This window comes from Paenibacillus sp. FSL H8-0280 (assembly GCF_045040665.1).
In the GTDB taxonomy this organism is placed as follows: Bacteria; Bacillota; Bacilli; order Paenibacillales; family Paenibacillaceae; genus Paenibacillus; species Paenibacillus xylanexedens_A.
On sequence record NZ_CP150296.1, the window covers coordinates 3,791,427 to 3,814,234 of the forward strand.

A 22,808-nucleotide genomic window follows, 5' to 3' on the forward strand; every position below is an offset into this window, starting at 1 on the left:
TGATAGATTGAAAAGTATTTGAGGGGATGGTAGCATCATGCCAATTGAAATCAAAGACATTGTGTCTAAGAAAATATTAAGTGAAGTAAAAGGTTATCTAGATATTGGTTTTACTCATTCACTAAATCCCTATACGGGTTGTGCATTTGCTTGCGAATACTGTTACGTCAGAGAAATGCCTATTCAAAAGTTTAAGGATATTCCTTGGGGATCGTGGGTGGATGTCAAAAAAAATGCAGCAGAAAATTATCTAAGGGAAGTTTCTCTTCTAAGACGTAAAAATAAACCCATAAGTATATTCATGTCATCAGCCACAGATCCATATCAACCTGTAGAGCAGAAGGCAAACATTACAAGAAGCCTATTGGAAGCAATGGATACAAACCCACCAGATTCACTTCAAATTCAAACTAGAAGCCCTCTGGTTGCCAGAGACCTTGATATACTGCTGAAATTAAAGGGAAAATGTCGAATTCTGGTTTCAATGACAATCGAGACAGATCGCGAAGACGTGAAACGAATTTTTTCACCCTATGCTCCTGGAATAGATTTAAGAGTTAAAGCCTTGAAAAAGATAAAGGATGCAGGGATACATACACAAGTATCTATTTCCCCAGTGCTACCTTTTTCACCTAATTTCGCTAACAAGATACAAGGCATAACTGATCGAATTTGGATTGATACGCTACTGATTGGTGATGGTCAAATGGGGATGAGATCTGAGCGGTTAGGGATGCCACAATTATTTGATGTGAACAGCTGGGACAGATGGTACGAGAAAAGCATTCATCTGAAAGTGGAAAAATATTTTAAGGCAAGGTTTCCATCTGAAATAATTCATGTATCTAAAAACAGCGCATATCCATTTTGATTTTAACTAGCCATTCATTGACTTAAGAAAATAAATGGGCTTCAGTGAATTTCCTAAATCACTTAAGCTGTATTCGACTCTCGGAGGGACTTCTGCAAAAACAGTACGAATGACAATTCCATCCTCTTCCATTGAGCGTAAATTTTCAGTGAGAACCTTTTGACTGATCTCCGGGATACTTTTACGAAGTTCTCCGAATCGTTGAGTTCCCTTCAAAAGATCTCTCATAACCAATAACCTCCACTTGTTACCTATCAATCCAACTGTCGTTGCGACGGGACACAACCTACGCAAAAAGAACCAATGAATGGTCCAAGTGGTTATCTCTCCATAATTCATATGATGAGATCTGGTTTTTCCGATATACAATGGACTGTTAAGGAGCTGGTAGCAGAAGAGGATCTAATAGCAGCTCATTTTGTCATGAAGGGCACACAAGACGGAGAGTTTCTCGGGTTTCCACCAACGAGCAAAAAATCGAAGTAAATGCAATGAATTTTGATCGGATCTCTAATGGCCAAATTATTGAAGAGTATGGTCAACCCGATATGCTTGGCTTGCTTCAACAAATAGGGGCAATTCCAAAAGCATAATTACAGTTCCTCGATTTGGGCATCGTTCCTAAAAAATTAAGAGTTGGATAAATAGATTAAAATCGAAGAGGGACTGCATTTTGCAATCCCTCTTCTTAGTGATTTTACAATTAGGAAATATAAACTACTAGTTTTAGCCTAGTTTTTGCGAACCATTAGACCATACGGATTTGATTGACAAGGTATCTGAAATATTAGTGATCGGATCACCGTTTATGAGAAGAAGATCAGCACGTGCACCTTCGGTAATCCGGCCACGATCATGTAGACCAAAGCAACGGGCCGGTTTGGAAGTAGCCGATTGAAGAGCTTCGATCGGAGTGAACCCAGCCTTCACCAGCAGCTGCATTTCGTGGTGAACACTGGCCCCATGAGCAAGGCCACCAAGGTTCGGAACGGGAACCGGTGCGACATCCGTCCCTACAAGAATATCAACTCCGGCACGGTGAAGATCCATCACATTCTTAAAGCTGTTCTCCATATTGCCTTGTGGGAATGTATTGAAGCTTGAGTTCAAAATATCGATCCAATCCGGACTTAATTTGGAATGAACTCGTGGATCATTAGCCAATTCCGATGCCGGATTACCAATAATTGATGAATTCAAAACCAAGCACGGTGTAACAAAAGCTCCAGAATCAGCTATGGATTTAACCAATTCGGATGTGTACTCGGGTCTGTCGATAAACAAGTGGCCCAAACCGTCGACTCCAAAATCGATGGCAGCTTTCGATGAAAGAGCCGTCAAGACGTGGGCAATGACCAACTTATCGAACTTGTGGGCTTCATTAACGGCTGTTTTTAGAATCTCGTCACTTAGAACAGGCAGGCCAGGTGCAGCCATGACCGTTCCCTCTTCAATCATGATCTTAATATAGTCGGATCCATTCTCAACTTGGGTATGCACATGTTTGATCGCTTCATCAACCGTCGTCACTTGAGGTATTTCGTCGTGATCGTGAGCGTAGGCGGCCAACATTGCTTCCCGGTCTTCCTCCGATAACTTCTCTAGTTCCTTTAATATGAATTCAGGTATTTCATCTCCATCAGGCAGTAATTCATCTGGGTGCCCACCAGGAGCGGTAATCGCTGTACCAGCAGATCGGACGTCTGCGATGTCATCCACATTTTTTAGCTGAATTTCGCGCCCTCTTTTCGTAAAATCGCCATTCATTTCGAGTTCTGTTGTAACACCGAATTTCAAGGCATCTCGTAATCCGCCAATTGAGGTATGGACATGTGCATCAATCAGGCCGGGTATTAATGTCGCATTTTCTCCATCGATAATTTTTGCATCGCTTGGGATATCTCCGCCCACTGAAATAATGGACACCCCTTTAATGACAATATGTCTGGGAGCAATAATTTGATACCCATCAAAGATTCGTACATTTGTAATCGCCGTAATTTCTTTTAACCCAGCATTTTGATTTAATTTCTCCATCATAAAAAATCCTCCTAATGTGTTTGTGATTCAACACTTCGGAGTATAACTGTTAGGTATCTAACAGTCAATAGACTAACTATTGTTTGACAAGCCTACTGGGATCACTGTATATTTTATCTACTTACAATTAGATTCCTAACAATTACGGAGGGGACGATGGACGGTCATGCATTCCCGAGAAGATACGCCTTATATGGAATTGTTTCAAATTATCGGTCTTAAGTTAAAGAAAAGAGCGGATGAGAGTATTAAAGAGCTAGGATTAAGTTCTCAACAAGGAAAAGTAATCGATTATATTTATGAGAATCAAGATAATCATATTATTCAAAAGGATCTTGCAGATCGGTTTCATCTGCGTGGGGCAAGCGTTACAAGCATGCTTCAAGTTCTAGAACAAAAAGGTTTCATCGAACGTAAAATCCCGGCCAATAATGAACGGCAAAAAAATATTTATGTATTACCAAAAGCGGTTGACTTGATTGAAGACTTTAATAACTCATTTCAAAAAGTGGAGGATGAAATCGTTCAAGCCCTTAATGACGAGGAGAAGCAAATCTTAAAGAAATTACTGATCAGAATTAATGAACGCATATGACAGACGGGCAGGCAGAGGTAACTGGTGGCGGCTTTAGAGGCTAGAACCTCGTAACAAAAACAGTTCTCCCACGACGTCCAAAAAGACCATGTTTATGCTGGTAGAGGCAGTTGACCCCGTATAACAAGCGAGCTATGGGTTTGGAAACATCGTGGAAAGGACTGTCGAAACGAAAGATAAGGACTGAGAACATGGAACCTGTTGTTGGCGTAAATATCGCTAAAGGTTCAAGTGTGGTTCAGGTTTTTCGAAAACGAAATGTCTTCAAGGACAAAATTATGGGTTATATTTTTCGTTGATTTCACCTCCTTTTAAATATAATGATATTTATTTATTTTTGGATTTACGTCCAAACTGATAATAATAAAGAACTGTCATTACAACGACTACCACGGCTAGAGCCAGCAAAATGTTACTATACACAAAAGCAACCTTATCATGTACAAACGGATTTAATTGAACAGTGCTTGTTCCACCGTCAAGTACCTTGCCGATGACAGCCGTAGATCCTGCTGCTGCAATAAAGTTAAACATCGATAACAACCCCATACCGATCCCAATTTCATTCTTAGGCAAGGTACGTGAAATGGTGTTTGACATAGCAATTTGCATATAAGATTGACCTAGTACACCTAGTGTGAGGAAAATTTGAATATACGTAGGTGACATCCCCACGACTGAAGAGAGAATAATGAAACCACCAACAAGCAGTGTTGAGGCAGTATACAGTAGAAAAGGATTCCCTTTCTCATCAGCTAATTTTCCGCCCTTACGACCAAGAAACGCTGTAACAAGGGCTGAAGGCAACATTATGAATCCAATTAATGCAGGAGACAGACCATTCACATTCGATAACATGAGTGGTGTCAGGAATGGAATGCCGAAGCCAACCGCGATGAGTACAAATGCAATAACCATCCCCATCGAATATTGTTTATTTCTAAAGATCACGGGATTCACGAAGGGAACGGAAGCATAGCGAATTCGCAGGATAAACAAACCTAAGATGACTAATCCACTTACTAACAACCAGATATTGGATTGTGAAAGTGCCAGTAAGAAAGTGGAGACTGTTCCTGCCAACAGAATACCGCCAATATAATCAATTTTTTCGTTTGTCACTGGCTGATCATCCAAATATTTTCTATAAAAGGGTAACGTGATAAGAGAGAGCAGAGGTATTACAAAGAGAAATTTCCAATTTAAAGCACTCGAGACGAATCCAGCAATAATGGGACCAAGTGCTGATCCAAGAGCAGTCCCGATTGCAGAAGTTCCCAAAGCGTGACCACGGTTCTCAGGTGAAAAAAAACGAACAGGAATTATCATGGCTAACGCCGGTATCACAGCCGCACCAGCAGCTTGCAAGATCCTCGCAACGATGATCATCCAATACTGTGTTGCCACCACACCCACAATGGACCCAGCCGCGAGAAGTAAGAGACCAAACGTAATTAAAGCTTTAATACTAAATTTATCTGATAATTTCCCATAGGTTACTGTACCAATGGCATACACAATCAAGTAACCTGAGACAATCCAAGTTACTTGTGATGCGGTGAGTTCAAATTCCTTGCTGATTACCGGCAATACCACATTAAACATCGTTCCGTTCATAACTGAAATAATAAGCGTGAAGACTAGAACACGGAGTAAAAGTTGGCCTGTTTTATCTGTTGTAGCAGCGTTGCTGTTCATTTAATTTTCCTCGATTCTTTATATGCTATGAATAATTAAACAAATGACCGTCAGTACTTACTGTCAAATTATTGAGAAAAAAACTAGGGAGTTAAGGCCCTAGAGAATAGCCACACAAACTCTTTAATCATATCTTCTAAAGAGAGAGCTGGAAAATAAGATCCTGCATTCAGATTATTTATAAATGTACCATAATTCAGTGACATAAATGAAAAAGCTTGTAGTTCAGGATTCGTTTCAATCAGTTTTCCTTTATCATACATAGTTTTAAAATAATTGGTCAAAACTTCCATCAGTTGACGAGGATGTTTTATTGTTCGTTCCCTGAAACCAGGTAAATTATCTTCTTCTTTCAAGCTAATCATAATCATTTTTCGATTACGATTCATAATTTCATGATATGTTTTACAGATCAATGTTAAGTCCGTTTGTAGGTCCCAAACTAGCCTTTCATTAAATATCTTGGCCATTTCTTCTGAATAGTGATAATGGTCGAAGGCTGTTTCTAACAAGTTTTGTTTCGTTCCAAATTGCCGAAACAATGTTTTTTCACTTAAACCAGCAGAAGTAGCAATTTCTTGAGTTGTTACACTGCTATAGCCTTTTTTTGAGATTAAGTCAATGGCAGCCGTCATTAATTTTTCCCTACTGCTTAATTTTGTATTGTTAGACATCTTCATTCCTCTTTTCTAATCATGTCAGTAATCACTGTCATCATTGTTATAGTAGCTAAAGTACATAACAATGTCAAATAAAATTAGAGACGTTAGAACCTTTGGGAAATAAACATGGTACCATCACCTCTTTCAGGAAATGGTACCATGTTTATTACAATAAATTATAATGAAAATGCATGGATGGTCCGACGTCGTTCGTCGCTCTTCGTGCTAGCATCAGCGGAGGGCATAGGCATCAGCTAAAAACATGGCTTCCCCTCAGCTCCCAAAAGTCACACTGTGGTCATCAGGATCGGACTGCACGTCGTGGGGGGTGAGCGCCTCGATCGCTACTAGTGGGTTCCAGTAGTCCAAGTAGTGGGTGATGAGCGCGTCGTCATTGGTCCGAACGACGGAGATGCAAGTCTGCTCATACGGCTTGCCGGTCGGCAGCGCCGTTCCCGTCGAGCGGAATTCGGCGATCACCAGATTCGGATCGACCGTCTCGTGGAATACCAGGTCGACGAACTCCACGTCAAAGGTCTTGGGAAAGTTACTCATGTGAGCAAACAGTGCGTCTCGGCCCGTAACCCGTTGGGGGACGCCGGCCGGCGCGTACGGGAACTCGAGCACAGCGTCCGGGGCAAACAGCTTCAACCATTCGTCGACGCGTCCTGCTGCGGTAAGGCGCAGGTGCTCGGTCAGGGTGTTCTGTGCAGCGGTGCGGCGTGTGTTATCGTCTTTTTTCAATGTCATGTCATGTTCACTCCTTGGTTAGTGGTTGGTATTCGACTGATCAAAACTTACTTAATTTAAACTATTTTCTTCATCCGTATTGCGTAATTTTTAACTTTGTTCTGCCAAACCACCACCCTTCAAATTGAAATGACTGTCTGTACTGACTGTCATCATGTGAGTAAAAAAACTAGGGGTTGAGCCCTAGTGATTATCTGCACATCTTGTAACCTTTTTCCGTGATTAGATCGAGCGTTGCCAACAGCATTTTATTCATTGTTGCTAAAATTTTCACTGTTACTTATTCGCTATCCCTTGCCTTAATGACTGTCAGTGGTGACTGTCATCTGAGATAATATTATCGCAGTTTATATAGTATGTCAAGGCTCAACCCATACAATCATTTTATAAAGATCCGATATTAAAGTTGGCTATTGATGAAGATAGACAATTTGGAATCTAGAAAACAAGTATCGTTGTTGAGGTTCCCAATGCATTGAACAACCATCAGATATAGCGATTAATGAGATGGTCCTCTTTTAAGCATTCAAGAAATATCAGATTTAGTGACATATAAAAAAACAGTAATGAAGTTAGTTTGTGTGTGCAACGGCACTGATTTCGATTAGCTGCTCAGGTGACGCTAGGTATGTCACACCGATACAGCTGCCCGCAGGCCGGTGTTGTCCCATGTATTCCTTAAACAACCCAATGCACGGCTCGATATGCTCTTGAGCATTTGTCAGATAAATCTCCACATAAGCGAGGTTCGATTTTGTGATCCCAAATTCCGCCAGCACGCGATCGAGATTCTCCAGCGTCTGCCGGGTCTGTGCTTCAATATCGCCCTCACCAACGAAGACGCCCTCCGTATTGTGGGAAAATTGTCCCGAAATATAAATGGTGCCGTTGACGCTGTAGCCCTGGCTGATGCCGTGATCCCAAAGATCGTGACTGTAGGTTTTGACTGTAGTCATTGTTTTTGACTCCTTTTCTTCAAAGTAAGGCTAGTATAAAATAAACACTTATTAAAATATAGTACGCACTTTATTGATAGTTACTATCAGAAAGGATAGTGTGTGTATATATAAGTATGTTTAATATAAAGGCGAAAGAAGGGCATGAAACTTACCAAAATAATTAAAACAAGACGACCTCGACGTTCACAGATACAATTTGGATCGGTTGATTATTGATCATATAATAGAATCTTGGAGTAAATTATTGACTAAAGGCAGTGAGGTGGAAAAGACGTCTACATAATGTTTATTGCAAACTTAATTTAACACTAGCAACAGTAGGTTTATATCAGATATTGGGAGGAATCATTGATGAAAAGAAAATTACTTAAACCGATGGCCATGATTTTAACTCTTGGGTTATTCATAGGAGGTCCATTAACGGTAATGTTTCCTAAAACGTCAGCAGCAGCTGGTACAATCACCGTTAATCTAACTGAAACGCAAGAGGCTTTCAAAAACCCTTTTAAGGGATTTAGACCTACTCGGTTTATGAATGACACCAAATTTCCGAATCATGAATACGGAACGGTGTTTAAGCACTATATCAAATACACGGATTTGGAAAATGCGTCATCGGACTCTGTGCAGAAAATCATGGATTGGAGCAATACAGCTTGGGCAGGGATTGAAAGCCAAAATAAAAAAGTTATTCCTCGCGTTCTCATCGTATATCCGAACGAAGGAGAATTTTGGCCCCAAGGGGTTCCTAGTATCGACGTGGCTACACGCTGGACAACAAATATATTGAAAGATCGTCTTGCTGCATTTATTCAAAAGCTTGGTCAGGCATGGGATAGTGATCCCCGTGTTGCTTATGTGGAGCTGGGATTGTGGGGGAATTGGGGAGAACATCATATTTATCCGGATCAACTTGCCGATGAGACCGACCGGATTCCGCTCAGCTTCCAGACAGCTTTAGGAGACGCTGCTGAGCAAGCTTTTCAAAACAAGAAAGTTCAAGTACGTTATCCGGATACGTTCCAAAATTATGATTTCGGCCTTCTTTGGGACTCATTCGCATTAATTGATGATCTGGAAGGTGGGGAAGGCATTGTTTCTAGAGATAGCTGGAGAACACAAGTCAACGGCGGAGAGGTTGCTTATGATTGGGGACAGAAACATATCCAGCCTGGCGATTCTCCGGATGATACGTTAAGCGATATAAGGCATCGGAATTATGTTATCGATTGGATCAAAAAGACGCATACGACCAGTCTAGGGTGGATTGATCTGTACGACGCCAAAAATTCCGCTGTCTCTCAGGGAGCTGCACTGATGCAGAAGGAACTCGGATATCGATTCGTCATCAATCAAGCGACATTTTCGGAAAACGTGCAGCCTGGTGAGAAAATGAAAGTATCTTTTCAAGTTGTAAACAAAGGTTCTGCCCCGTTCTATTATAAATGGCCCGTTGAAGCCAGCTTGCTGAGAAGAGATCGCACAGTTGCTTGGAAGGGCATTTTCAACAATGAGGATATTCGGAATTGGATGCCAGGTGACGACTGGAACAGTTCTACGCGTCAATATGATCAGACGCCTTCCGATCAGCAAGTTTCCGGGGAATTTGATATCCCTTCCAACCTGCCAGCGGGTACCTACACCTTGGCACTGTCCATTCTTGATCCTTATGGCAATCGTCCGAGCGCAAGATTTGCCAATGCAAATTATTATACCGGCGGCAGGACACCACTTGGAAAAGTGGGCATCGGCATGGATCCTGCTAACCAGAACATCAGGCCTTTCGACAGCTTGAAGTCTGAAAATACACTTTCGTATAGCTTAACTCAAACTCCTTATGACGGCGGTTACAGTAGCGGGACGAGCAGTTTACTCCTAGATGAATTTAACGACTCAATGAGTTGGCCGGGAAGCAATGGTATTAGCAAATGGACAGGAGCAAACGGGTTTGTAAACGATGCTGGTGTCATTGAATCAGGCGCGTTGAAGCTTCAGTATAACAATAACGGATGGTTTGGCTCTGATATTAAGCAGAACATAGAAAATTATTCAAAGATGGTAATTAAAATCAAAGGTGCACATGGCGGTGAACAACATCATATGCAGCTCTCGATCGGGGGAGTGTCCCAAACACTGGCAGCTTTCAGCGGGGATACGGTAACAACCAGCTTCAAAGAAGTTGAAATTGATTTGGCAGCGAAGGGTATAGATCGCAGCAGCCCAGGACAACTAACGATGACATTCTGGCATGGTGGAAATAGTACAATCTGGATAGATGAGATTCGTTTCGAATAATTAGCTTACCAATGGTAGCTTAATAAAGACAGTTGAAAGCAGTCGATCAATCAATTTGATCGGCTGTTTTTGTTCAACTAATGAGTAGTTTGACCATAGATATTGGTACAATCGGCACAAGCGATTGAAGTTACAATGACCTGTTTATATGGAATCATGAAAACGATATTTCTTGGTACTTTTATCTGTTTCTTGTACTTCCCCCATCACAAATAGCGTACTGATGGCATTTAGGAATTCATAAAAATTTAATTATTTCATTTACAGATATTAAGGGTCTGTGATATGTTGATTAAGGCCCAACAAACAAATTTGAAGGAGGCGATTGAATATGATTTATGATTGTGCCATTATTGGCGGTGGTCCAGCAGGATTGAATGCGGCATTAGTACTGGGTAGAGCCAGACGGAAGGTTGCCCTGCTGGATAACAATCAACCACGCAATGCAGTTACACATGCTTCACATGGATTTCTGACACGGGATGGGATTACACCGTCTGAGTTTCGGCGCATCGCTTATGAAGAGGTCACGAGTTATCCATCTGTAGAACATCACCCACTTACGGTCATGGATATCCAGAAGATACCGGAAGGATTTCTAATTATGGCAGGAGATCAGGTGATACGAGCACGCAAGCTGTTGATTACTACAGGGATGAAAGAAACGGTACCCGATATTCCCGGTTTGAAGGAGTTGTATGGGAAAAGTCTGTTTCATTGCCCCTATTGCGATGGATGGGAACTTAGAGATCGTCCGCTAATTGTTATTGCCGAGAACGAGGGTCTCTTTCACTTGGCAAAGCTGTTATATAACTGGAGTCGTGATCTTGTCATCTGCAGCAACGGGCGCAGTATTCTGACCGATGAACAAAAGCAAAAATTGATCGGCTACAATATCACGGTTTCTGAAAAAAAAGTCGCGGCATTTCATGGCGAAGACGGGATACTGCAAGAAGTCGAATTTGTTGACGGCTCCAAAATTAGACGAACAGGTGGCTTTGTTACTCCGAACTGGCAATCGAATTTTGTGTTTTCTGAGCGGTTAGGCTTGGAGACAAATGCCTTAGGAGGGGTCATTGCCGATGCTACAGGAAAGACGGGGATTACCGGAATATTTGCTGCCGGTGAGGCAGCTTCAGGTGCCCCTTCACAACTTATTGTGGCTGCCGCTGCAGGAAGTGTTGCTGCCGCAAGCCTGAATCTTGAGCTGACCGAAGAAGAATTCAGCCAGTAAAGCGACTTGACCTTTCATAAGCTTGATCCAACCAATTTAAAAATATTATGAATATGTAGATTCTCTAATAAAGAAGGTTGATGAGCTTGAAATACTCAAAAGCTACCGATTATGCGCTTCATACGATGCTTTTTTTGATGGCCGCTACCCCCGACAAGACAATTGGGGTACATCAGCTGGCTGAGAAACAGGGGGTATCTCCTACCTATTTGTCCAAAATTCTGACCAAGCTAGCCAAAGCGGACATGATCGAATCCGCTTCCGGAGCTCATGGGGGATATAAATTAAAGCAGAAATGGGATGAACTATCTTTACTTGATATCGTTCATGCTATTGAAGGTACATCGTCTTTATTTGATTGCAGTTTTGACCATGGACCTGAATGTCCGATTCAGCAAGTCGTTGAAATCGCAGAGGCCAAAATGGAACAGCATTTAAGAGAGCACATGTTGGTCACACTTATTATTAAAATGAAGGACAAACTTTAATTTTTTTTGAAATAATTAGATACATAAAGTATCTACAAAATCTATTATGTATAGGAAGTGTACAGATGAATGTGCAAGGATCAGAAGTCGTACAAAATTCAAAAAAAAACTACCAAACAACTCTCATTATGGCAGTCTTCTTGCTTAGTGGTTTTGTCGGACTGTTCAGCGAAACAGCGCTGAATGTCGCCTTAAGCAGCTTGATGGACTTGTTCCAGATTTCAGCTTCCATGGCGCAGTGGCTAACCACTGGTTACTTGTTGACACTGGGCATTTTAGTTCCGTTGTCGGGACTGTTACTGCAATGGTTCTCCACCAGACAACTGTTTATTTTCTCCTTAAGCTTATCGATAGGGGGTACATTAATTGCCGCCCTTGCCACAGGGTTTGAGGTGCTGTTAATCGGACGAATCATTCAAGCTGCAAGTATGGCCGTGTTGGTGCCATTGATGTTTAATACTATTCTTATTATTTTTCCTCCAGAAAAAAGAGGTGCGGTCATAGGTATTTTGGGTCTTGTGCTGGTTGTAGCACCTGCCACGGGCCCGACGTTATCGGGAATAATTATCGGAAGCTTGGGGTGGCAGTGGATTTTCTGGTTGTCCCTTCCCGTCATCGGAATTTGTCTTCTGCTTGGATTGAGGTTTATCCAAAATGTGTCTACGATTTCCAAACCCAAAATCGATTTTTTGTCTCTTTTCGTTTCTACGGTAGGATTTGGTGGAATTGTATTTGCTTTTAGTGGTGTAGGTGAAGGTGAGGGCGGTTGGGGTAGTGCGATGGTTATATTACCGATGATTGCAGGAATATTGGCTTTGTTGGTATTCGTGTGGCGCCAGAACCGAATAAAGCAGCCGATGTTGAATCTACGTGCACTCAAATACCCCATGTTTTCGATTGGAACACTCATGTTGTTTGTTTGCATGCTTCTCATATTAACTGCCATGGTGGTGCTCCCCATGTACTTGATCAGAGGATTGGGACTTGATGCCTTAACAGCGGGTTTGGTCCTATTACCTGGAGGCATTCTGCAAGCCATTATGTCCCCGGTAATGGGGAAATTGTTTGATAGATTTGGCCCACGCTGGATTGTTCCTTTGGGCTTGATCGTAATTTCTACGGCTTTGTTTTTTCTTAAGGGAATTTCGGAAAGTACCTCGTTAATACTCATTATGATCATGCACACCGGATTGATGGTCGGTATCTGTGCGGTATGGATGCCATCGCAGACCAATGGTCTTAATCAACTGCCTCCGGAACTATACCCGCATGGAAGCGCGATTATGAATACGATTCAGCAGATTGCCGGAGCAATCGGTACGGCAGTTGCCATAAGCCTGATATCAGTCGGGAGTCATGCTTTTATGGGTACGGCAATTGACCCGACAAACCCTGTAAATGATTCGTTAGCTCTAATAGCAGGTGTTCAGACTAGCTTTGTTTTTGCGTTTGTGGTTGCTCTTGTCGGCTTGCCTCTTGCTTTCTTCATAAAACGAGTACAAGTAGGTAACCCATCATCCTAATAGATGGAGAGAGAATGGTTGCTATTGTTTAATGCGGGCATTTGGGAGAATGCCTGCCACAATGGATCTCATCGATTTTATTGATATGGAATCAATATAGTTTTAATGGGAGGCTTTAAAGGATGAATGATTCAAGGAAACAAAGAACAGAAGTTGCAGATCCAACTTTGGAACAAATTCAATCTTTTCGCGTTTCTGTGCCTCAAGCTGATCTTGATGACCTGAAAAATCGTTTAGAACGCACTCGATGGCCAGATGAATTACCTGGAGTGGGATGGGATTATGGTGTACCGCTTAATTATGTTAAGGAATTGGTAAACTACTGGAGTACGAATTACGATTGGCGAAAACATGAAGCTAGACTTAATGAGTTTCCTCAGTTCATCACAACGATAGACGGTGAAAACATACATTTTCTCCACGTTCGTTCTCCTGAGCCCAATGCGTTACCGTTGTTAATGATCCACGGCTGGCCGGGATCGATTGTTGAGTTTCTAAATATTATTGGTCCGTTAACTAACCCTCGGTTCTATGGAGGGAATCCAGAGGATGCTTTTCATCTGGTTGTGCCATCCATTCCAGGATACGGATTTTCAGGACCGACCCAGCAACCTGGAATGAATATCCAACGTATCGCTCAGATGTTTATAGTGCTTATGGAACGATTAGAATATCAACGTTACGGCGTACAAGGTGGAGATTGGGGTTCATTTATTTCTCAACAAATAGGATTGCTAAACCCTGATCATATTATTGGAATGCACCTTAATATGTTGACGACATTTCCTCCTGAAGATTTTAAAGAGGTAGAGAGTCTGACAAAAGAAGAAAAAGAGCGTTTAGAAAAATTGAAGCATTATGATCTTGAACTATCTGGGTACATGAAAATCCAGGCCACACGTCCACAGACTTTAGCCTATGCTTTAACCGACTCACCTGTTGGTCAACTAGCATGGATTGTTGAAAAATTTAAGGAGTGGACGGACTCTACAAACCTTCCTGAAGATGCTATCGATCGTGATGATATTCTTACAAATGTCATGCATTATTGGCTAACTGGAACAGCTGGATCTTCAGCACGTCTATATTATGAGACATTATTTAAGTATGATCCTTCAGTGGAAAACAAGGAAATTTCTACAGTACCCACTGGTGTAGCAGTTTTTCAGAAGGATACTATGCTACCGATTCGTCGATTTGCCGAGCGCGATCATAAGATCATTCACTGGTCGGAGTTTAAACGTGGCGGTCACTTTGCAGCCTTAGAACAGCCTGTACTTCTCATGAATGATATAAAGAAGTTTTTTGGCAATTTTAAATAAACGAAGGTTCTGGTACTAAAAAGTTAAAGCATTGGTTTGGACAACGGAATTTGTACCGCTGTCCAAACACTATGCTCGAAGTGAACAAAATTAGTTAACATACTTGCCGTAATCCGGTACGGCAATTTGGTCAAACTCATTAACCAGTTTTTTCAGGCTTGTTGTCAGCAATTCACCGGACATCGGTAATCCATGGCCAGTTACAGCAACCGAGGGCTTTAAATTTTCAAGGTTAACAACAGATTTCTTCGCAGCAACCCAATCTGTTGTTAAATAGCGAGGGGGTCCACTTATCTCCAATTCCTGATTAAATACTTTATACATATACTCTTGTTTTACAGTAGTGAAAGCATCACCTGCGATTAAAGCTCCGTCATTTTCCCGAAACAACGAAATATGACCCGGCGAATGTCCTGGCGTATGAATCCACCTAAATCCTGGCATATGGGGTACAGTTCCATCAGGAGGTAACGTTTGCACATGGCTTCCAAGATTTATTGATTCATTCGGAAAAGATGGGGACATCTTCGCTACCAAACCACCTTCAACTGTAGGGTCTGGTTCCGGGTAGTTTTTTACCCCTGTGAGGAAGGGGAGCTCCAACGGATGTGCATAAACCGGAACTTCCCAGTGTTTTACAAGTTCGATCACCCCTCCGACATGATCAAAATGTCCATGAGTCAAGATTACCGCTTTGGGGCGGCTGTTTGCACCGAAACGCTCCTCAATGACAGAGATTATTTCATTTGCTGACTTTGGCATTCCCGCATCTACTAAAACGAACTCGTCAGATTCCGGGTTACCCACTAGACAGATATTGACGATTTGGATAGTGTAGCAAAATAAATCAGGTAATATTTCAATCCCCACACCACTTCCTACTGAAGTTACGGGGACGAACTTATAATCTGTACCATAATTCAATTGTTCTTGATTCATTACTCATCCTCCTTGAAGTTGTTCAATCGACATGCTGTAGTATACCCAGAAGCAAAAAAATATCCGGCTTACATAGCCTCCACAGATAGATTATAAAAAAACTGTCGATTGACAAGAATAGAGGCGCATTTTGCATTCATGTCGCTATAGAAGTGGCTTATTGGGAGAAAATCAAGGAATTCTGCAAATGATATAGTACCTTATCACTCTTCAATCCGAGGTCAGAAAGAAGTTTCGATTGAAGAGTTTGCTACTTTAGATGAAGAAAATTAAGAACTGACTCATGGCTCCTTCGTCAGATGGTGGTGCTGATCGCGAAGTGACCGTTGTTTACCAGCGAAAATCATGTTGATGTTTGCCTTAACCAATCCCATTTCTCTTGGAAAGAGGCAATTACCGTTCCCCCCTATGAATGATACTTCATAGAATAGAAAATAGAATATTAATTTTATCTTATAGAAAGTAGGGGAATCCAACGATGGATGGGATAGGAAATACAGAGAGTGGTTTCGCGGCTCACGCAGAAGGATTGAATACTACTGCCAGTGGGACAGCGTCTCACTCTGAAGGTTATCAAACGATTGCGAGCTCAAATGCATCCCATGCCGAGGGCAGCACAACTACAGCAGCGGGTGCAGCATCTCATACGGAAGGATACCTTACGAATTCAACGATCGATACAGCACATGCCGAAGGTGATTCTACAACAGCTAGCGGCGCTGCAGCACATGCGGAAGGTTATAATTCAAATGCTAGTGGAATTGGCTCTCATGCGGAAGGTGGAGAGACACTAAGCAGCGGACTATATGCACATGCTGAAGGTCAAAACACATCTGCCATCGGGCAAGCCTCGCATGCTCAAGGTCTGCTTAGCTTGGCTAGCGGTGATTTTTCCCATGCCGAAGGTGAAGGAAACACAGCGATCGGCAGAGCTTCTCATGTTGAAGGTGGAGCTCAGGATCCAAACGGAACAGCTGCTCCTAACCTGGCGAGCGGTCCTTGTTCTCACGCGGAAGGGGTTGGAACAACCGCCAGTGGTTTTGCCTCACATGCGGAAGGGGGAACTTTTGATATTACAGTTGTCCAAGGCCCACAGGCGATAGGTGACTTCTCCCATGCGGAAGGGAACAGCACAACAGCACTCGGTATCGCCTCACATGCGGAAGGGATTGGCACTATAGCAAACGGGGAAGCTCCCCATGCGGAAGGGATTGGCACTGTAGCAATCGGGGTCGCCTCCCATGCGGAAGGAATGAATACAACAGCGTTTTTCAATGGATCTCATATTATGGGTCAGAATGGACAATCGCGATTCCCCTTTTCTTGGCACTTAGCAAATGGTCTTGCGGTCGGACCAACATTAAACTCAGCTGTGATTGAAGGAGCTACAGGCAACCTTTATTTGGATGGAACGGTCATCTCTCCCGCAGCTGCCGATTATGCTGAAATGTTTGAAACATATGACGGAAATACAATTGATGTCGGGTATTTTGTAACCTTAGTTGGTGATAAAGTTCAAATAGCTCATGCTGAAGATGACTATATTCTTGGTGTAGTGAGTGCGACACCAGCGATTATTGCCGATGCAAGTGATCTAAGATGGCATGATCTATACGTCAAAGATGAGTGGGGAAGAATTCAATATCATGATGTTGTTGTACCTGAAGTGAAAGATAAGGAAGGTCGAATAATGATTCCTTCCTATACTAAACGAGAAGGTCAACTAAATCCTGTGTATGACTCATCGAAGGAATATATCCCCCGATTGCAAAGGGTAGAATGGATACCGATTGGTGTTGTCGGTAAATTGCTTGTTCGTGATGACGGTACTAATCAGGTAGGGGGATTTTGCCGGCCGAATAACGAGGGAATTGCAACATCATCTACAACAGGCTACCGGGTTATGAAAAGGACTGGACCTAATCAAATTTTGATATTTGTGAAATGAGAAGTATCTCTTCCATCAAGATTAAATTATAGTGTCAAGGAGAATTCTAAAATGTTGCTTTCAACAAATGTCTAGGGACAAGAACTTGTTCCTATTGCAGAATAGGCGTGATCGTTATTTTGCCCTTTAATTCATTAAGCTAACGGGCAGGTTAGTTTAATAAGAATTGCTATATTTGTCACTACCATGTATTTATCATCTTGACAGTAATTGAGTCTGACTCGTAATATTTGAAGTGGAGATGTAGGAAAGGGGACTCGCCGGACAATGTGGACTTCCTTGTAATGATTATCTAAACTGGATCGCTCGACTTGGTGTTTTGGTTATAACCACACGCCTCGTTTGTGATGCCGATCCGCAATCATTCAAGGGACGCGAGGAACCGTTTGAATCAAACCCGGGCGCGGATACTTGATGTATCCGCTTTTTGTTATACCTAGGATAATTCCATCTCCAATGAAAAATGGTTTTCTCCCTCCCTTATTAAACGGAGGAAATAAAATGACCAAACTATATGGAAAAACCGCTATCGTGACAGGCACAAGCCGCCCCGGAGGTATCGGAACCGCTGTCTGCCGCACGTTGGCGCACGAAGGCGCTAATGTGTTCTATACCCATCTGTACGATTACGATAAAACAGAGAATCCGGGAGATGCCGACAAGAACTGGCCGGATCTCTTCGCCGAAGAACTTCGCTCCTATGGCATTAAAGCAGCGCATATGGAGGTTGATCTTACCGATCCCACTTCCCCAGTGCGGCTGCTTGATGCATGTCGATCGGCTCTCGGGCTGCCGACCATTCTCGTCAACAACGCTACCTACAGTGTATCAGCTGATTTCCGTCAATTGAATGCATCACTGATCGATGCGCACTGCGCCATGAACATTCGAGGTACATTCATGCTATCGGCCGAATTTGCGCGTATGCTGGAGGTTGAACTGGCCAACCGTCAGGTCCTTTGCGGCGGCCGGATCATCAACCTCACGTCTGGTCAAGGTAAGGGGCCGATGCCTGGCAATCTCGCTTATGCTGCAACAAAAGGCGCTGTCTCCACCTTTACCGAATGTCTATCTGCTGAACTGGCGCCGTTTCACATTACTGTGAATGCGGTTGATCCCGGTCCTACCGATACGGGTTGGATGTCGGAAGAAGTGAAAAGAGCCTTGCTACCGGGATTTCCGATGGGCAGGATTGGTCTTCCTGAAGATGTATCCCGTCTGATTGCTTTTCTGGCGAGCGATGATTCCCAATGGATTACCGGACAAATCATTCATTCTAGAGGTGGTTTCTAATTTCCATAAAACCAAAAGAAGCCGCCGATCAACAAGATCGGCGGCTTTATTCGACTACCGTAACTGGAGTGGATACTATGCTTTGTGAAGAAGATTATGCAACGGTGGCGAAAGAAGCTTTACGTCACTACCCAATCAATTGGGAAAAACTTGTCGTCTCCGCCTGTTAACGTCTTCGGAACGCTCCACTGCGCGCCAGAGCATAGAAAATCAAGAGAGCAATGATCGACCCGACGATCGCGGGTATGATATGAAATCCACCCACAACCGGCCCCCTCGGTCCCAACAGTTCATACCCTAACCATGATCCAACAAAGCCAGCAATGATATTTCCGAGTACGCCTCCCGGCACGTCCCGTCCAATCAGATTTCCACTTAACCAGCCAATTAGCCCACCGACAATAAGTATCCAGATTAAATACACGAATTGGTCTCCCTTCCATTGATTTATTACAAGTTATGTTTCGTTAGGGGGAATGTTGCAGATCATCTGCGAATCGACCATTAAACCATTTCCATTTTAATCCAAGGGTAGTAAAATCGGTTGTACCACCACTAGTATGAATGCTGATGCAGATGGGGATTGGAGATCGCCAGTATAGGAAGGAGGCGCTTAGGTGTTCATATTTCGAAGTCCTTTTATTTTAGCCTTGTTGATGATATGCCTGATGTCAGGCTTGTCTGCTTGTTCTGAGTCAGAGCAATCGGAAGATAGGGGTGTTCCGACAAAGGCTGACTTCACGGAGCAGATACAGAGCCTTAATCTGAATCTGGAAGAACCGTCATGGAAGCTGGATACCACCCCCGTGAATCTAACGTGGTTCGTTGGAGCCGAATGGTACGGGCACACTTGGGGTGAGAGCCTGACTTCCAAATATGTCACCCAAAAAACAGGGGTCAATATCGAATTTGAAGTATCCACTGGTAAACCAAGCGAGATGTTATCACGGATGTTGACGACCGGTAGTCTGCCGGATTTGATAACCATCGGCTCCTGGGAGAGTGCGGTTAACAAACTTCGGGAGAGTAATCTCATCTATGCCCTGGATGAGCTAGCCAACCAGTATGATCCTTACTTTTACAAGGTAGCAGGTGATGGTGCTCTACAATGGTATCGGCAGGAAGACGGCCATACCTATGTCATCCCCAATGATGCGTACAGTCCCGAACAGATGCGTTCAACCGGCTTGACGGGAGCTAACCAAACCTTTCTCGTACGTAAAGATCTGTATGAGTCGATGGGTAAACCGGACCTTACCACAACCAAAGGTTTTCTAAATGCATTGCAATTGCTGAAGAATCAATATTCTGTTTATAAAGGCCAACTGATCAGCCCGTTTTGGGCACAGGGGAATGCCTCCTATGGGATGACCGAATATTTGCAAAATCTGCTTGCGATCCCCCATGAACAGAACGGTAAAGTATACGACCGAATGACAGATCCCGATTATATCGAGTGGCTGAAAACATTTCGTATCGCTTACGAGCAGGGCCTGATTAATGTTGATTTTCTGGTCGACTCCAGTGCACAGGTGCAGGAAAAAACCAACCATGCCCAATATTTTATGATGATTCGGGAATGGACAGACATATCGGACCTTAATTCGAAATTGGAAGTCCTTACGAATCAGAGTTCATACTATATTGCTGTAGATGGACCCCGGAGCAGCAGGGGAGAATCCGCCAAACTGTTCCCCGGCAGCATGGACGGCTGGATGGTTACGATGATTAGCAGATCCACGGAAAACCCTGAACGGGCCATCCGATTTTTGACCTATCTGGCCAGCGAAGAAGGCCAAAGGGATTTATTTTTGGGCAAAGAAGGTGAAACCTGGGCGATGAAGAACGGCAAACCGCAGTTGACGGCGGCAATGGTTCAGTTGCATGACACGGATCGGGAGCGGCTGGAAAAGGAATATGGCATTATGGATACCTACTGGATGCTGCGAAACCCTGCTTTCGTTAACAAGTGGAGACCAGAGAATGCCCCATCCATTAAACAAATGGAGGAGTTCGCCAACCAACAGGCTGATCTGGACAGTGGCATCTATAAGGGACTAGATCCTGTAGGGGATTCCGATATCGCGTTAGCCTGGTCACGTATTTCTCAGAATTGGGAAGAAGTGCTGCCAGAACTGATTACAGCGAAAGATGAAGCTGCCTTTGACAAAATTTTCGAGAATTTTCTGATACGTCGTGTGAACTACGGCTTTAACCAGGTGATGGAATATCGCCAGGCTGAACTGGAATTGCGGAAATCCAAGATAGCCAGATAACCATTCCCTAATACATTGTTACCTACGTGATAACTAGTAATATATGGTATAACAAAGGTGGTGAATACATCAGAATGAAATACCTGCTAACGAGATTGAGGAAGCTTTATCGCAATGCCCGTATATCCCAAAAGCTGTTTCTGGCATTTAGCCTGATGATTGCCATACCTGTTATTTTGATATCCTTTGTGTATATCCGCATGCAAGAAAACCAGCTATATAAAGATGCTATGGCAACGGGCAACAGTCACGTTTCATGGCTGAATGAACAATTGCACAGAAGAATGGACACGATTGAGAACGCTTCCAATACAGCTCTTACTCAAAAGACATTTGTGGATTTTATTCATTCCAATATGCTTGTGGATGGACTGCGTCTGGTGAAGTTTAAGCAAAACCAGTTTGAGCAAATGCTTAATATCATTCAAAGCAATGCGATGATCAGTGAGCTTAGCTTTTACGTCGATAACCCAAACTTGTATGAAATCTGGCCTGAAATCTATCATTACAAGAAATTTTCGCCGCAGGATTATTGGGTAAAGCTTCGGGATGAAGGTGGGGCGGCTTACCGTTTATTTTCTTTTAGGGATGGTGAACACACATTATCCTACTATCGTCTGGTTCGTCTTCAAGGGCAGGAACAAAAACGCCCTAGTATTATGGAAGTGCGAGTCCCGCACAGCATGTTTTTCAGCGACCTGCTCCAGGAGAGCAAGGGGGACTTCTTTTCGGTGTTGATGAACGCAAGCGATCCTCCCCAGTATGTTTACAATCCCCAGCATGAGTTTTCTGAGAAGTACGGGCAGGGGATGGAGGAGATCCTTGGCAGTATTCATCGCCAGCTGGATATATTGCCGCAGGAAAGCCCGCTTCAGGTTAAGGTGGGAGATCAGAGCTTCTATGCATTGTATCGATACATCGCTCCGTTGAACACTTATGTGGTTGATATTGCTTCCCATGAGGCATTGATGAAGGGGCCGCGCAGTTGGTATGCATTTGTGGTAGCGATTACATTAGGTGTATTGCTGCTGATTATGCTACTCGTATCCCAAACGACGCGACGTATTTTCCGGCGGTTGGACAGCGTACTGGGTTCCATGCGTCAGGTACGGAAAGGCGAGCTGGATGCAATGATTGATACAGGCCTTGATGAGAACGAAAGAGGGGATGAAATCGATGAGGTGGCGGTGAATTACAATAAAATGTTACATGAGGTCAAACGTCTGATGACACAGGTCGTGGATAAGCAGTTAATTGCCAAAAACGCACAGTTGCACTCCTTGCATTCGCAGATTAATTCTCATTTTTTATATAACGCCCTGGAATCGATTCGCATGGTGGCAGAGGTACAGAGGCAACCTGCTATAGCCAATTCATTGGTGTCGTTGGGTTCCCAGCTACGTTACAGCATGCAGTGGCGTAGCGATACCGTTGCTTTTCATGAGGAGCTTGCCAATATCCAAAGTTATATTGAATTTATTAACTTTATGGAAGGCAGCAGTATCGTTATGACGGCCGATCTTCCTCAGGAGATACTTCGCTACGCCATTCCCAAGATGTGTATGCAGCCCATCGTTGAAAATGCAGTTCATCACGGGTCACCTTCAGGCGGCAGGGTATCTATAGAGATTACCTTTTCTGTGGAGAATGACAGTCTGCTTTTCATTAACATAAGAGATGACGGAGTGGGGTTAGAGCCTGAGATGTTACACCGTATTCAGGCAGTACTGCGGAGCAAATTGGATACGCCGATGGTGACTAGCAGGAGCGGACTTGGTTTGGAAAACGTGAATAAGCGGTTGCAGCTTCATTATGGCAAGAATTGCGGTCTTTGGATTGATAGTGTACAAGGTGCATATACCTGCGTAACGATACGCTTGCCTTGGGAAAATGTAAATCTTGGAGGGTGGTAGAG

The 22,808-nt window shown here is 43.2% G+C and carries 19 protein-coding genes and 1 pseudogene; 12 read left to right on the top strand and 8 right to left on the bottom strand.

Features of this window, described 5'->3' with window-relative positions; translation table 11 throughout:
- The first annotated feature begins 37 nt into the window (after positions 1-37).
- Positions 38-871 (top strand): radical SAM protein, encoded by an 834-nt coding sequence (locus MHI12_RS16545; protein WP_405169769.1) that lies wholly within the window; start codon positions 38-40, stop codon positions 869-871.
- A gap of 6 nt (positions 872-877) precedes the next feature.
- On the opposite strand, the gene MHI12_RS16550 is transcribed toward MHI12_RS16545, so the two are convergent.
- The gene (locus tag MHI12_RS16550; protein WP_405169770.1) at positions 878-1,210 is read right to left on the bottom strand and encodes a winged helix-turn-helix transcriptional regulator; all 333 of its coding nucleotides are present in this window, start codon (positions 1,208-1,210) and stop codon (positions 878-880) included.
- Between MHI12_RS16550 and MHI12_RS16555 the strand changes: the two are divergent.
- A pseudogene (locus MHI12_RS16555) lies at positions 1,169-1,464 on the top strand (ester cyclase); the annotation flags it as partial. The gene MHI12_RS16550 and the pseudogene MHI12_RS16555 sit on opposite strands and share 42 nt — an antisense overlap.
- A 133-nt stretch (positions 1,465-1,597) precedes the next feature.
- On the opposite strand, the gene MHI12_RS16560 reads toward MHI12_RS16555, so the two are convergent.
- A complete protein-coding gene (locus MHI12_RS16560) occupies positions 1,598-2,908 on the bottom strand; it encodes an amidohydrolase family protein (protein ID WP_405173012.1) in 1,311 nt (436 codons plus the stop codon).
- Between the two features lie 169 nt (positions 2,909-3,077).
- Between MHI12_RS16560 and MHI12_RS16565 the strand changes: the two genes are divergently transcribed.
- Positions 3,078-3,506: a MarR family transcriptional regulator gene (locus MHI12_RS16565; protein ID WP_341007704.1), complete on the top strand. Its 429-nt coding sequence runs from the start codon at positions 3,078-3,080 to the stop codon at positions 3,504-3,506.
- Positions 3,507-3,833: 327 nt separating this feature from the next.
- Here the strand turns inward: MHI12_RS16565 and MHI12_RS16570 are convergent, their stop codons facing one another.
- The 4 genes from MHI12_RS16570 to MHI12_RS16585 form a co-directional block, all read right to left on the bottom strand.
- On the bottom strand, positions 3,834-5,204 hold the full coding sequence (locus MHI12_RS16570; RefSeq protein WP_405169771.1) for an MFS transporter: 1,371 nt from the start codon (positions 5,202-5,204) through the stop codon (positions 3,834-3,836).
- A gap of 83 nt (positions 5,205-5,287) precedes the next feature.
- Positions 5,288-5,878: a TetR/AcrR family transcriptional regulator gene (locus tag MHI12_RS16575; protein ID WP_405169772.1), complete on the bottom strand. Its 591-nt coding sequence runs from the start codon at positions 5,876-5,878 to the stop codon at positions 5,288-5,290.
- Positions 5,879-6,139: 261 nt separating this feature from the next.
- The gene (locus MHI12_RS16580) at positions 6,140-6,616 is read right to left on the bottom strand and encodes a nuclear transport factor 2 family protein (protein WP_341007707.1); all 477 of its coding nucleotides are present in this window, start codon (positions 6,614-6,616) and stop codon (positions 6,140-6,142) included.
- 572 nt (positions 6,617-7,188) lie between these two features.
- Positions 7,189-7,572 carry a RidA family protein gene (locus tag MHI12_RS16585; RefSeq protein WP_405169773.1) on the bottom strand — a complete coding sequence of 128 codons (384 nt, stop codon included), beginning with the start codon at positions 7,570-7,572 and terminating at the stop codon, positions 7,189-7,191.
- Positions 7,573-7,926: 354 nt separating this feature from the next.
- Here MHI12_RS16585 and MHI12_RS16590 point away from each other — a divergent pair, with 354 nt between their 5' ends.
- From MHI12_RS16590 to MHI12_RS16610, 5 genes are all read left to right on the top strand, one after another.
- Positions 7,927-9,870 (top strand): DUF4832 domain-containing protein, encoded by a 1,944-nt coding sequence (locus MHI12_RS16590; protein WP_405169774.1) that lies wholly within the window; start codon positions 7,927-7,929, stop codon positions 9,868-9,870.
- A 331-nt stretch (positions 9,871-10,201) separates the two neighbouring features.
- Complete coding sequence (locus tag MHI12_RS16595; protein WP_307412217.1) at positions 10,202-11,104, top strand: NAD(P)/FAD-dependent oxidoreductase; 903 nt, start codon at positions 10,202-10,204, stop codon at positions 11,102-11,104.
- 86 nt (positions 11,105-11,190) lie between these two features.
- Positions 11,191-11,592 carry an RrF2 family transcriptional regulator gene (locus MHI12_RS16600; protein ID WP_405169775.1) on the top strand — a complete coding sequence of 134 codons (402 nt, stop codon included), beginning with the start codon at positions 11,191-11,193 and terminating at the stop codon, positions 11,590-11,592.
- A 65-nt stretch (positions 11,593-11,657) separates the two neighbouring features.
- Positions 11,658-13,115, top strand: a complete 1,458-nt coding sequence (locus tag MHI12_RS16605; protein ID WP_405169776.1) for a DHA2 family efflux MFS transporter permease subunit — start codon at positions 11,658-11,660, stop codon at positions 13,113-13,115.
- A gap of 122 nt (positions 13,116-13,237) precedes the next feature.
- A complete protein-coding gene (locus tag MHI12_RS16610) occupies positions 13,238-14,437 on the top strand; it encodes an epoxide hydrolase family protein (RefSeq protein WP_405169777.1) in 1,200 nt (399 codons plus the stop codon).
- 90 nt (positions 14,438-14,527) lie between these two features.
- Here MHI12_RS16610 and MHI12_RS16615 read toward each other — a convergent pair whose 3' ends face one another.
- A complete protein-coding gene (locus tag MHI12_RS16615) occupies positions 14,528-15,376 on the bottom strand; it encodes an MBL fold metallo-hydrolase (RefSeq protein ID WP_405169778.1) in 849 nt (282 codons plus the stop codon).
- Between the two features lie 478 nt (positions 15,377-15,854).
- Between MHI12_RS16615 and MHI12_RS16620 the strand changes: the two genes are divergently transcribed.
- Complete coding sequence (locus MHI12_RS16620) at positions 15,855-17,324, top strand: peptidase G2 autoproteolytic cleavage domain-containing protein (protein ID WP_405169779.1); 1,470 nt, start codon at positions 15,855-15,857, stop codon at positions 17,322-17,324.
- A 501-nt stretch (positions 17,325-17,825) separates the two neighbouring features.
- Positions 17,826-18,617 (top strand): SDR family oxidoreductase, encoded by a 792-nt coding sequence (locus MHI12_RS16625; RefSeq protein ID WP_405169780.1) that lies wholly within the window; start codon positions 17,826-17,828, stop codon positions 18,615-18,617.
- Positions 18,618-18,783: 166 nt separating this feature from the next.
- Here MHI12_RS16625 and MHI12_RS16630 read toward each other — a convergent pair whose 3' ends face one another.
- Entirely contained in the window at positions 18,784-19,041 is a 258-nt protein-coding gene (locus tag MHI12_RS16630; RefSeq protein ID WP_341007715.1) for a GlsB/YeaQ/YmgE family stress response membrane protein, read from the bottom strand.
- Positions 19,042-19,234: 193 nt separating this feature from the next.
- On the opposite strand from MHI12_RS16630, the gene MHI12_RS16635 reads away from it, so the two are divergent.
- Both MHI12_RS16635 and MHI12_RS16640 read left to right on the top strand, forming a co-directional pair.
- Positions 19,235-20,893, top strand: a complete 1,659-nt coding sequence (locus MHI12_RS16635) for an extracellular solute-binding protein (protein WP_405169781.1) — start codon at positions 19,235-19,237, stop codon at positions 20,891-20,893.
- 74 nt (positions 20,894-20,967) lie between these two features.
- The gene (locus MHI12_RS16640) at positions 20,968-22,806 is read left to right on the top strand and encodes a sensor histidine kinase (RefSeq protein ID WP_405169782.1); all 1,839 of its coding nucleotides are present in this window, start codon (positions 20,968-20,970) and stop codon (positions 22,804-22,806) included.
- Positions 22,807-22,808: the final 2 nt, after the last annotated feature.